The organism is Streptomyces sp. NPDC005722 (assembly GCF_040630935.1).
Taxonomy (GTDB): domain Bacteria; phylum Actinomycetota; class Actinomycetes; order Streptomycetales; family Streptomycetaceae; genus Actinacidiphila.
Window position 1 is genome coordinate 14,132 of record NZ_JBEXYN010000026.1, and the last position, 12,053, is coordinate 26,184.

Genomic DNA, 12,053 nt, shown 5'->3' on the forward strand with positions numbered 1-12,053 from the left:
CGGGCCGGCGTGCTCGCGGTGGCCCCACGATACGGGCGCGGAACACCCCGGCGCACGCGCCCCGTCCGTAACGGGGGCCACGGCGGCCCCGCCCGCGCACGGAGAGAGACGACCCGGACGCCCCGGGTGACCCTGGTGCCCTGCATGACTGCCGTGTTCCCCGTGGCCAGAGGGACGGCTGTCATCGAGAGGCGTCGGAAGGACTCCACGGGATAATTGGAGGGGGGCACGAAAGGGATGTCTTCGTGATCGACAGGACCGTCTGGCGCGGTTACCAGTGCGGCCGGCCTGACCGGAGCGGCCAGGCCGAGGCCTTCGACGCCATCGGTGACCGTTACGACGAGGCGTTCCCGCACAAGGAGGGGCAGTTCTCCGCCGGACTGTGGCTCGTGGACACCCTGCCGCCCGGCTCCCGGGTGCTGGACCTCGGCTGCGGCACCGGACTCCCGACCGCCCGGCAGCTCAGCGACGCGGCGTTCGACGTCGTCGGCGTCGACCTCTCCGAAGGCATGATCGAACTCGCCCGTACGTACGTCCCGGACGCCACCTTCCACCAGCTGGACGTCGCCGACCTGTACCCCGGCGGCCCGGTCGCGCTCGGCCGCTTCGACGCCGTCGCGGCCTTCTTCTCCCTGCTGATGCTGCCGCGCGCCGAGATCCCGCACGCCCTCCGCACGATCCACCATCTCCTGCTCCCGGGCGGGTTGTTCGCCCTGTCGATGGTGGAGGCCGACGTGGACGACTTCTCCATCCCGTTCCTCGGCTGCACCATCCGCGTCTCCGGCTACCTCCGGGAGGAGTTGCTGCACGTCATCGAGTCGGGCGGCTTCGAGATCGTCAAGGAGTTCTCGTACACCTACGCCCCGGCCTTCAGCGACGTACCGCCGGAGGAACAGGTCTTCCTGTGCTGCCGGCGGATCGGCTGAGTCGGGACGGGACCGGGACGTGGCGCCGCACCGCACCCCCGGCGAGGACCCCGGCCCGGCCGGGGGCGGGGCGGAACCGCCCGAGCGGCACACCACCTGGCCCCGCGACGCGGACGCGCCGCGCGCGCCCGGGCAGCCGCAGACCGACCGGCTCCGCTACCTCGACGCGGCGACCCGGCGCATCGCCGCCGGCATGGACCTGGACGAGACGCTGCGCGAGCTGGACGCGGCGGCCGTACCCGCCTTCGCCGACGTGATCTTCGTCCATCTGCACGATCCCTTGCTGACCGGGGAGGGGCTGCAGGGCGACCCGGACCCGGCGGACGCCGTGGTCCTGCACCTGCACCCCACTGGGCGGCGCGCCCCGGAACGGCCGCCCCCGGCGCACCCGCCGCTGCCGTCGCCGGACGCCGAGGCCGCGGCGCCGGAGCCGCCGCAGATCGCGCTGCGGTGCGTCAACCGCCCGGGCCGGAACGGGGTGTCGGAGTGCGTACGGCTCAGCACCACCGGCCGGCTCGCCCGGCTGCTGACGGAAGGCCGCCCGGTCTTCGGCGACGCCCCGGGCATCGCCCCCGCCGTCAGGGAGTTGCTCGGCCCGGTGGCCGGCCCGCCCGGGACGCTGCCGCCCGGCCGCCGTCTGATCATCGCCCCGCTGCACGGCCGCAACCGCCTCATGGGCACCCTCACCCTGCTGCGCCGCCCGGAGCGGCCCCCCTTCACCGCCGACGACCTGCTGGTCGCCTCGCAACTGGCGACCCACACCGCGCTCGGCGCCCACAAGGCGCTGATGTACGGCCACGAGGCGTCCGTCGCCGACGCACTGCAGCGCACCATGCTCCCGGCTTCCCTCCCCGAGCCCACCGGGGTGCGGCTGGCCAGCCGCTACCTGCCCGCCTCGGAGACCGCGCGGGTGGGCGGCGACTGGTACGACGCCATCCCGCTGCCCGGCAGCCGCGTCGCGCTCGTCGTCGGCGACGTGATGGGCCACTCGATGACCTCCGCCGCGATCATGGGCCAGCTCCGCACCAGCGTGCAGGCCCTCGCCGGGCTCGACCTGCCGCCGGACGAGGTCCTGCACCACCTCGACGAACAGGCGCAGCGCCTGGGCATCGAGCACATCGCCACCTGCCTGTACGCGGTCTACGACCCCATCTCGCACCGGTTGCTGATCGCCAACGCCGGCCATCTGCCGCCGGTCGTCCTGCTCCCCGGCGGCAAGGGCGAGGTGCTGCCCGTGCCCGCGGGCGCGCCGATCGGCGTCGGCGGGGTCGACTTCGAGACGGTGGAGATGCCCGCGCCCACCGGGGCCACGCTGTTCCTCTACACCGACGGCCTGGTGGAGTCCCGCGGCCACGACATCTGGACCGGGGTCGAGAACCTGCTCGCCCGCGTCCAGACCCCCGGCCGCGACCTCGTCCCGCCGCCCCTGGAGGCGCTGTGCGACCAGGCGCTCGGCGACCTCGGGCCCGGAGGTTCCCGCGATGACGACATCGCCCTGCTCGCCGCCCGCTTCGACGGCTTCCCCACGCACAGCGTCGCCTACTGGTACCTCGCCCCGCAGCCCGAGACCGCCTGCCGGGCCCGCCGGCTGACCCGCCGCGCCCTGCACCGCTGGGGCCTGGACCCGATGCTGGAGACGACCGAACTGCTCGTCAGCGAGGTGGTCACCAACGCCGTCCGCTTCGCCTCCCGCCCCATCACCCTGCGCCTGCTCCGCACCGACGTGCTGCGCTGCGAGGTCGGCGACGACTCGCCCCTGGTCCCCCGGGTGCGCCGGGCCGGAGCGGAGGAGGAGAACGGGCGCGGCCTGTACGTCGTCGACCTCCTCGCCGACCACTGGGGTGCCCGCCGCCTGGGCACGGGCAAGGTCGTCTGGTTCGAACTCCCCATCCCCGACGAGGCCCGCCGGCGGGGCACGAACCCGGCGTAGCGGCGGCCGGCGGTGGCGGCCCGTCATCCCCGCTCCGGGGCGGACGACTTGGGTCCGGTGGCCGTACGTCGCGCGGCGGCACACCCATCCGGGCGGGCCGCGCGGATGTCACACCCGTGCCGCGTACCGCCTCCGCCACATAAGGCGGGGCGAACCGTAATAATCCCGGCATGCGCACTCACATCGCCGCAACCGCCCTGCTGATCGCCGTCACCGGCCTGACCCTCAGCGGATGCGGCTCCTCGGCCGACACCACCGCCACCGCACCCGAGACCGCCGCGTCCTCGCAGTCCCCGGTGGCCAAGACCGACCAGACGGACGAGGACCACACCCTGACCGACCAGGGCGACGCCCTGACCGCCAGCGGCATCCCGTCCGCTCCCACGGGAGCCGAGCGGACCGCCCTCATCGCGGCCCTGCAGGCCATCAACCCCGACTTCGCCAAGGACCCCGACAAGGCCGTCGAGGCCGCCCGCCAGCAGTGCGCGGCCATCAACAGCAACGACCCGCAGGCGGACGCCGAGGCGAGCCGGCGCTTCACGTACCACGGCAACGAGCTCACCGAGGCCCAGGGCAAGGCCATCAACGACGCCCTGAAGAGCCTGAAGTTCTGCGGCGCCTGACCCCGCCGCCGGGCCTCCCGGAACACCACGGGCCCCCGTCCGGACGTACTCCGGACGGGGGCCCTGCCATGCCGCACGGGGGCGCGGCATACGGGTGACGGGCGCCCCGCCGGCGAGCGGCTGCGGTCGCGGCATCGAAGAGTTGTGGCGATGCTGACGGAAAAGCGTGGCCGCCTCAGCACGGACAGGGTGCGCCGGTGACCGCGCCCGCACAGGAAGGCAGCGACCATGACAGCGACGCCCCACGCACAGCGAGGTCCGGGGAGGCCGGGCAACAGCGCGACGCCGAACGCGGCGTCCCAGGTCGCCGGGGCCCTGCTCCTGCTCAGCGGAACGCTCAGCGTCCTCATGGGCGCATGCGGCATCGCGAAGGATTCGCTGTTCTTCTCCTCGTCCCGGTACGCCTACCGGTTCGACCTGACCACGTGGGGCGTGATCCACCTCGTCGTCGGAGTGGCGCTCGTCGTCGCCGCCGCAGGAGCCCTGACGAACAAGAGCTGGGGACGCGGGGCGGGCGCGGCAGCGGCCGGGATCAGCCTGATCACCCAGTTCATGTTCGTGCCCTACTACCCCGCATGGGCCATTCCCGTGATGGTGCTCGACCTCATCATCGTGTTCGCGCTGACGAGGTTCCACGTCGGGACCAGCGGCGGCGTGTGACCCGGCAGCAGGAACGACGAGGGCCGCCGCTCGCCACGTACGTGATCGCCCGCCCCTCGGGCCGGCCGACGCCTCGCCCACCGGGCGGAACACCAAGCGGCCCTGTCCAGCTGAGGTTCCATCGCCGTCAGGCTCTTGATCCCTAGCCCCGATATGGCACTGGCTATCCCTCAGAACATCGAAAACCGAGACGACCCTCGACCGCGCCGGCGCCTTGCACGGCTAATGCATCTACAGACTGAGGTGCTGCGCAACCTCCTCGTCGATCTGTCGGCGCGAGGCTTTGTCGAGTCGGTGGCGGTCGAGGTCAAGACGGTTCCCGTCACCCCCGTCGTCAAGGTGTATGTGCTGAACAAGACTCAGTCCCTGATCGGCTACTACAGCGTCACGCAGGACCACGCGCTGTTGGATGACGGCGCAGCGGGGCGGATTTATGACGCGCTCGGCGTGGGGGCGAGACTTTTCGCTCAGAATACGGAGCAGCTTCCCGAATGTCAGCAATGGTTCGATTCACTCTGGTTGACCATCAGGGAGCCAGCTTCACGCTTGGGGTAGCGCACTTCGGGCTGCAGTTCGAGTGGTGGCTACGGCGCCGATCTAGCTGCGCCCGCCCTTGGGGCGGAGGACCGGCGCTCGTGGCGAGCGCCGGCCCTCGTCATGTCCGCGGGTTGCCCGCCGCCCCCGCCTGGGAAGTGTGTACTGAGCAGCCATCGACAGGGGAGGGCTAGTGACTGACGAGCAGAAGATCCGCGCCGCGGCATTACAGGCGGCGGCCACGGCTATGGCTGGCACCCGGACCAAGGACGACAAGGAATCGCCCACCATCTACGCCAATCGCGTCAAGACCCTCGCCAAGGCTTTCGAGCCGTACATCAAGGGAAGGGCCTAAGCGGGCGGTCACTCAGGCATGACGAGGCCCCCACCGCCGAGGTGCGGTGGGGGCCCAAGCCGTCGGCCTCCCGCGTTGCTTGCCGTCGGAGGCTGGCGGCAGTTCTGGAGGGAGTACATGCGCGGACGCGCGGTGCCCTCGCGTCGGCGGCACGCGTTGGTGTCGCTGGAGCTGGCGACCGAGCTGGGCATCGCCACGTCGACGAGCCAGAAGGCGCTCGCGCACCTGCGCAACGAGGGCTGGCTGCGGGGCGAGACCGGCATCGGAACGTTCGTCGCCGACCAGCCGCCGGCCTGAACGCACGAAAGAGCCCCTCCACCCCGTGAGGGCAGCGGGGCACCGCGTGGCCACTACGCCACGTCGTCCCTCACGCGAACTAATTCATCTGGATCTTATTCCAATAGAGGCCGGGGGTAGTACGAAACGCCACGTGGTCGGTAGAGCCGGAGTACACGGCATAGCCACTGGTGTAGCTATAGAAATCGACGATGGACTCGCTGGTGATGGCCCAGTGCCTGCTCGTCCAGTCGTCGCATGAGCCGGACTTGATGTCCTCCCCATAGTTCGCGGGGGCGACCAGGCAGTCGCCCGTCCACCTGTTCTTGAGCAGTCTGGCGGGGCTGTCCCAGGCGCTGTTGATCCAGTACCACTGCTGGGCCGTGCCTCCAGAGCAGTCGGCCATGCGGATGACGCCGGTTGAATACTCCGTCAGACAGCGGTCGAGGATTCCATCATCGGTGAATCCATCCGAAAAGGACCAGTAGATCGGCCCGGCCGCGGCCTGCTGGGTGGTGGCCGAGGCCGTCTGAACGCTGGTGGCCGTGGTGCCGAGCATGGCCAGGGCCATTGCGGCAACCGCGAGGATGCGCTTACGCATACAGGTCCCCTTGATCTTGAGAGTGATCGGGGAGCCAGCCTGGCTTGGATAATCAAACAACGTGGTGTCGCGAAAGTGGCGGAACCCTTAATGCCAGGTGTTCCAGTCCGCACTCCGTCAACATCCAACAACAGAAGCCCGCAAAGTCAGCAGACGCCCCCTGAACGCGCGAAAGCGCTCCGCCGTCCCGAAGGACAGCGGGGCGCTTCTCAGTGCTGCAGGAGGGAGAACACGGCCGTGGCAACACCCGCGACACCCGCGAGGACGCCGATGGTGGGGAGCGGCCAGCGTGCGCCCTCGCCGGAGTCGCAGCCGGGCTTCGTGGTCGGCGAGTTCGTCGGTCAGGGCCTTGTTGTCGTCGCGGATGCCGTCGAGCTTGATCTCCACACGGGACACGGTGTCGTGCAGCGATCTCATCTCCTGGTACATCTGCGCCGGGCTGATGTACACGCCTGGGTCTTGCGGCGTCACGGGTCAGACCTTGCCCGACAGCGACGCGGTGTTCGGGTCGCCGAAGACCTTCGCCACCAGGCCCTTGACGAGCGACAGGGCCGCGGCGACGCCACCCATGGCGCCGGACTGCCACATGCCCAGGTCGAACGGCGTGGTCAGGACGCGGCCGCCCACGAACACCTGCAGGAACGTCGTGACGACGAGGTCGATGCCGTAGGTCGCGGCGGTGCGGTGACCATCCGGATCGACCGGGGTACGGCGGAGGTTCTGAGGGCCCACAGGGCGCGCCAGCTGGCCGAGCGGGACGAGCTACTACAGGCGGGCCTGCCGGTGTACGACACGGGCAAGGTGTTCACCCAGCCGGACGGGTCCTGGCTGCACCCGGAGACGGTGTCGAGACGTTCCGGCGGATCGTCCGGGAGGCCGGGCTGCCTCCGATCAACCTTCGTGATCTACGTCACGGGGCGGCTGCGCTCATCAAGGCGGCCGGCGGAGACCTGGCCGACGCGAAGGAAAAGCTGCGCCCGTCCACGATCACGCTGACGGTTGATACCTATATGGCCATCTTCGAGGAGGCCACCGAGGAGTTGACCGAGCGCGCCGCCGCGGTGGTCCCCCGGGCCCGGAAGTCGGAGATCGTCAGCACGCCCGTGCACGCATCGCTCACGCAAGAGGTCGGAGAAGAGGCTGCGGCCCCACCGGTCGAGACCGGTGGGGCCGCATTCACGCAGGACAGCGGTGGCGAGACCAACCGCCTGCGGGTAGGCCGTGTGGGACTCGAACCCACAACCAATGGATTAAAAGTCCACTGCTCTGCCAATTGAGCTAACGGCCCGCACCCCGCAGCATAGCCGGACGGCGGCCGTGGCTCCGAGCGCATTCGGCCCGTGCGGCGCGGCCGGCGCCGGCGGGCGGGCGGGACCGGTCAGCCGGAGGTGTCGGCCGGGGCGGGTGCGGGAACCTCGGCGGAGGCGGGACCCCGGTCGCGGAGGAACCAGTGGCGGGCGGAGACGAACCACCACGTCGCCGCGAAGCCGAGGACGACCAGGACGGCGATCGGCGCGTAGTTGAACGTGTCGACCGTGACCGGGCTCACCTGGGGCAGCATGAAGAGCACGGTGATGAAGACGACCCAGGACACGGCGACCACCCCGATCGGGCGGGACCAGCGGCCGAGGTGCCAGGGGCCGCGCTCGAAGTCGTCGCCCTTGCCCAGCCGCAGGAAGGTCGGGATGACGTACGCGATGTAGAGGCCGATGACCGCGATGGAGGTCACGGCGGCGTACGCGGTCAGGTTGATCAGGTACGGCAGGCCGAGGACGAGCGCGCCCAGGGCGGCCAGCCAGACGGCGTTGGTGGGGGTTTTGGTGCGCGGGTTGATGCGGTGCCAGACCGAGGAGAGGGGCAGCGCCCCGTCCCGCGAGAAGGCGTAGATCATGCGGCTGTTGGCGGTGACGGAGGCCATCCCGCAGAAGAGCTGGGCGCCGATGACGACGAGCAGCAGGAGCTTGCCGCCGACGTCGCCGAGGCCGTCGATGAGGATCTGCGCCGGGGGGACGCCGGTCGGCGTGTCGAGGACCTGGTCGTAGGAGCGGATCGCGTACGTGAAGCCGAGGAGCAGCACGAAGCCGGCGATCCAGGAGATCCAGATGGAGCGGACGATGCCGCGCGGCCCGGCGGTGGCGGCGTCGTGGGTCTCCTCGGTCATGTGCGCGGAGGCGTCGTAGCCGGTGAAGGTGTACTGCGCCATCAGCAGGCCGAGCAGGACCACGTAGAAGCTGCTGCCCCAGCCGGTGTTGTTGACGAAGTGGGTGAAGACGAACGACGTCGACTGGTGCCGGTCCGGCACGAACGCGAGCGCACCGACGATCAGGCCGACGCCGAGCACGTGCCACCAGACGCTGATGTCGTTGAGGAGCGCGACGATCCGGACGCCGAAGGTGTTGAGCAGTCCGTGCAGCACCAGGATCGCCGCGAAGAGCACGATCGTGTGGCCCGGGGTGCTGCTGAAGCCGAACTGCAGGTCCAGGTAGGCGTTGAGGAAGCTGGCGGCGCCGAAGTCGATGCCGGCGGTGACGGCGACCTGGCCGAGCACGTTGAACCAGCCCGCGAACCACGCCCACGCGGCGGCACTGCGCGGCGGGGCGAGCCGGTGGGCCCAGTAGTACAGACCGGCGGAGGTGGGGTACGAGGAGCAGATCTCGGCCATCGCCAGACCGACGACCAGCGTCATGAGGCCGACGGCCAGCCACCCCCAGGTGATCACGGCGGGGCCGCCGGTGTTCATGCCGAACGCGTAGAGGGTCAGGCAGCCGGAGAGGACCGAGATGATGGTGAAGGAGACCGCGAAGTTGGAGAACGCGGACATCCGGCGGGCCAGCACCTGGGTGTAGCCGAGCTGGCGGAGGCGTTCCTCGTCGGAGACCGCGCCCGGGGGCCCCGCGGCCTCACCCGGTTCTTTTGGAATTGTCATGCCCCCAGCGATTCCCTCGCGGAGGGCACGGCATGCGTCACGTCCTGTCCGGAAGTGGACGGAAACTCCCGTGACCGGGGTCACAGGGAACCCGTTGGCCGGAACGGACACCCCCGGCCCGGCGTGCGGCGGGCTGTGGAACGACCGGAGCCCGGCAGCGAAGTGCTGCCGGGCTCCGGGTCGTTCAGTCGTTCAGCGGGCGTCAGCCGTTGCGCTTCCAGCGCGGCTTGTCCGTGCGGCGGTCGAAGCCGCCGCCGCTGGGGCGGTGGTCGTCACGACGGCCGTACGGGCGGCGGTCGTTGGCGTCGCGGTCACGGTTGAACGCCGGGCGGTCGTCGCGGCGGTCCCGGTTGACGGGGCGGTCGCCACCGAAGTGACGGTCGCGGGACTCGTGGGGGCGCGCCGGGCGGTCGTCGCGGCGGTCGTAGGAACGCGCCGGGCGGTCGTCACGACGGTCGAAGCCGCGGTCACGGTCACGGTCGCGGTTGAACGAGGGGCGCTCGTCACGGCGGTCCCGGTTGAACGACGGGCGGTCGTCGCGGCGGTCGCGGTTGTACGACGGGCGGTCGTCACGGCGGTCCCGGTTGAAGGAGGGGCGCTCGTCACGGCGGTCCCGGTTGAACGACGGACGCTCGTCACGGCGCTCGTACCCGCGGTCGCCGCGCTCACCACGGTCCCGGAAGGACGGGCGGTCGTCACGGCGGCGCTCGTAGTTGCCCCGGTCGTCGCGGCGCTGGAAGGTGCGCTGCTCCGGCGCGGACGCCTCCGCGGCCGGCGCGGGCACGGTCGCCGCGGCGGCGACCGCCTCGGCGGCCTCGGCCTGGGCGGCGGCCACGGCGGCCTCCGGGTCCTCGCCGCGCTCACGGGCGGCACGCGCGGTGAGGCGGTCGGCCTCCTCGCGCAGCTCGGCGGCCCGGCGCTGCGCGCGCTCCAGGGACTTGGTGAGGTCGGCGACCTCGCGCTCGGCCTGCTGGGCGGCGTTGCCGGCCGCGTCCGCCTGCACCTCGGTCAGCGACCGGGCGCCGGTGATCTTGGCGACGTCCTCGTCGAACGCGCCGGCCCCGCCGACGACGTGGCGCGAGGCGTCGACGCCCGCGTCCTCCATCAGCCGGAAGATCTGCTTGCGCTGGTGCGGCAGGGCGAGCGAGACGACCGTGCCGGACTGGCCGGCGCGGGCGGTACGGCCCGAACGGTGCAGGTAGTCCTTGTGGTCGCCGGCCGGGTCCACGTTGAGGACCAGGTCGATGCCGTCCACGTGGATGCCGCGCGCCGCGACGTCGGTGGCGACGAGGACGTTGACGTAACCGTCCTTGAAGTCCGCCAGCGTCCGGGTGCGGGCGCCCTGGGTCATGCCGCCGTGCAGGGCGTCGGCCTTGACGCCCGCGTCGCGCAGCTGCTCGGCGACGCGGTCGGCACCCATCTGGGTGCGGACGAAGATGATGGTGCGGCCCTTGCGGGCGGCGATGGCGGCGGTGACCGGGGCCTTGTCCTTGGGCTTCACGACCAGGACGTGGTGGGTCATCGTGGTGACCGCGCCCGCCGAGGGGTCGACCTCGTGCGTGATCGGGTCCTTCAGGTACCGCTTGACCAGGGTGTCGATCTCGTTCTCCAGCGTGGCGGAGAACAGCAGCCGCTGGCCGCCCTGCGGGATCAGGTCGAGGATCTCGGTGACCTCGGGCAGGAAGCCCATGTCGGCCATCTGGTCGGCCTCGTCGAGGACGGCGATCCGCACCTGGTCCAGCGAGCAGGCGCCGCGCTCGATCAGGTCGCGCAGCCGGCCCGGGGTGGCGACGAGGATGTCGACGCCGCGCTCAAGGGCGTAGATCTGGTTCTGCATGGAGGTGCCGCCGCAGACGACCTTCATCTTCAGGCCGAGCACGTCGCCGTACGGCTGCAGCGCGTCCGCGACCTGCATCGCCAGCTCGCGGGTCGGGGTGAGGATCACGCCGCGCGGGCGCTTCCGCTCGGTGTGGCCTTCGGCCAGGGAGGTGAGCAGCGGCAGACCGAAGGAGAGGGTCTTGCCGGAGCCGGTGCGGCCGCGGCCGAGGATGTCGCTGCCGGCCAGGGCGTCGGGGATCGTCGCCGCCTGGATCGGGAAGGGGGTGGTGACCCCGTTCTGCGCCAGCTTGCGGACGATGCCCTCGGGCAGACCCAGGTCGCCGAAGGTCACGCTGGGGGGCTCGGGAGCGGTGCGCTCCTCGGTGACGGCCTCGTCGGCGCCGTCGGTGTCGATGGGCATGGCGGAACGGTCGGCAGTGTCAATAGACATGCTGAAGCTAAAACCTCTCGGAGATTTCGGCACGCGCCAGCTCCGGAGGTTGCTTACAACCGCCTCGATGCGGTCAGCCACAGGAGAAAAGGAACGCGCCAACGCGGCGCGCTTCGGTTCGGCGCCGGGCAGTGGGATCAAACGATCTACCAGCATACGCATACGAGACCGCTTTGGCCAATTCGGTCCCCCGGGTCCCTCATGCTCCCCTCCCTCCCGCTCCCCCCGCGGCACCGTTCACCGAGGGCGCGCTGGACGGCGACGGCTGGGGCGAGCCGTCCCCGGACGGCGGCGGGGAGCTGTCGCCGGGCGAGGACGTCGCCGACGGCCGGTCCGACGGCGGCGCTGACTGCGAGGGCCGCCCCGAGGACGAAGGACGCCCCGAGGGCTTCGCGCTGTGGGAGCGGCCCGGGCCCTGGGTCGGCCCCGGCACCGACTCCTGTGCCGACACCGAGGGCGAACCGGGACCCGGCGCGAGCGCCCCGGGCCGGCCCTCCACCCCGCCCGGGCCGCCGCCGGGCAGCACCATCCCGCCGTCCTGCCAGCTGTCCCCGGTCCCGCCGGCCTCCCCGGCGACGCCGGAGGAGGCGCCCTTCGGCTGGGCGTCGCCGCCCGCGCCGCCCACGCTGACGCAGCCGGTCACGGAGCCCAGGGCGAGCACGGGCAGGAGCAGCACGGCCGCCGTACGCGCACGGGCGGTGGCAGGGGTCACGGGAGCACCTCTGGTGGATCTGGCGGGACGGATGGGTCCGGCGGTGCGGTGGGTCCGGCGGGTGGTCGTCGCGGGACCGGGTTCCGCGCTGCCCAACGGGCCCGCGGCCCTCGGGGACACGCCCGTACGGGCGCGAGCCCGGCCGCACCGCGCACGGCCCGCCCCGGCACGGGCCGCCGAACGGCTCCCGCCCGGCGCGCCCTTGGCGGGCTCCGGCGGCGCGGTCCGGCAGCACGATCCG

Annotated in this window: 12 protein-coding genes and 1 tRNA gene; 7 read left to right on the forward strand and 6 right to left on the reverse strand. The window is 71.6% G+C overall.

Going from position 1 to position 12,053, the window contains the following annotated elements:
• Positions 1-245 precede the first annotated feature (245 nt).
• The 7 genes from ABZ479_RS26470 (at position 246) to ABZ479_RS26500 (ending at position 5,325) form a co-directional block, all read left to right on the forward strand.
• Complete coding sequence (locus ABZ479_RS26470; RefSeq protein ID WP_500463875.1) at positions 246-926, forward strand: class I SAM-dependent DNA methyltransferase; 681 nt, start codon at positions 246-248, stop codon at positions 924-926.
• A 19-nt stretch (positions 927-945) separates the two neighbouring features.
• Positions 946-2,856, forward strand: a complete 1,911-nt coding sequence (locus ABZ479_RS26475) for a SpoIIE family protein phosphatase (RefSeq protein WP_500463876.1) — start codon at positions 946-948, stop codon at positions 2,854-2,856.
• Between the two features lie 170 nt (positions 2,857-3,026).
• Positions 3,027-3,479, forward strand: a complete 453-nt coding sequence (locus ABZ479_RS26480) for a hypothetical protein (protein ID WP_499599651.1) — start codon at positions 3,027-3,029, stop codon at positions 3,477-3,479.
• 228 nt (positions 3,480-3,707) lie between these two features.
• The gene (locus ABZ479_RS26485; RefSeq protein ID WP_500463877.1) at positions 3,708-4,139 is read left to right on the forward strand and encodes a DUF7144 family membrane protein; all 432 of its coding nucleotides are present in this window, start codon (positions 3,708-3,710) and stop codon (positions 4,137-4,139) included.
• Between the two features lie 243 nt (positions 4,140-4,382).
• Positions 4,383-4,694, forward strand: a complete 312-nt coding sequence (locus ABZ479_RS26490; RefSeq protein ID WP_500463878.1) for a hypothetical protein — start codon at positions 4,383-4,385, stop codon at positions 4,692-4,694.
• Between the two features lie 172 nt (positions 4,695-4,866).
• Positions 4,867-5,028, forward strand: coding sequence for a hypothetical protein (locus ABZ479_RS26495; protein WP_500463879.1), 162 nt, complete (start codon positions 4,867-4,869; stop codon positions 5,026-5,028).
• Between the two features lie 117 nt (positions 5,029-5,145).
• Positions 5,146-5,325, forward strand: coding sequence for a GntR family transcriptional regulator (locus tag ABZ479_RS26500; RefSeq protein ID WP_500463880.1), 180 nt, complete (start codon positions 5,146-5,148; stop codon positions 5,323-5,325).
• 79 nt (positions 5,326-5,404) lie between these two features.
• On the opposite strand, the gene ABZ479_RS26505 is transcribed toward ABZ479_RS26500, so the two are convergent.
• The 6 genes from ABZ479_RS26505 to ABZ479_RS26530 form a co-directional block, all read right to left on the reverse strand.
• Entirely contained in the window at positions 5,405-5,905 is a 501-nt protein-coding gene (locus ABZ479_RS26505; RefSeq protein WP_500463881.1) for a ricin-type beta-trefoil lectin domain protein, read from the reverse strand.
• 474 nt (positions 5,906-6,379) lie between these two features.
• Positions 6,380-6,637 carry a hypothetical protein gene (locus ABZ479_RS26510; RefSeq protein ID WP_500463882.1) on the reverse strand — a complete coding sequence of 86 codons (258 nt, stop codon included), beginning with the start codon at positions 6,635-6,637 and terminating at the stop codon, positions 6,380-6,382.
• Between the two features lie 483 nt (positions 6,638-7,120).
• Positions 7,121-7,193: transfer RNA gene (locus tag ABZ479_RS26515), tRNA-Lys, on the reverse strand.
• A 90-nt stretch (positions 7,194-7,283) separates the two neighbouring features.
• A complete protein-coding gene (locus tag ABZ479_RS26520) occupies positions 7,284-8,831 on the reverse strand; it encodes an amino acid permease (protein WP_500463883.1) in 1,548 nt (515 codons plus the stop codon).
• Positions 8,832-9,033: 202 nt separating this feature from the next.
• Positions 9,034-11,100, reverse strand: coding sequence for a DEAD/DEAH box helicase (locus ABZ479_RS26525; protein ID WP_500463884.1), 2,067 nt, complete (start codon positions 11,098-11,100; stop codon positions 9,034-9,036).
• A 199-nt stretch (positions 11,101-11,299) separates the two neighbouring features.
• Positions 11,300-11,812 (reverse strand): hypothetical protein, encoded by a 513-nt coding sequence (locus ABZ479_RS26530; protein ID WP_500463885.1) that lies wholly within the window; start codon positions 11,810-11,812, stop codon positions 11,300-11,302.
• Between the last annotated feature and the right edge of the window lie 241 nt (positions 11,813-12,053).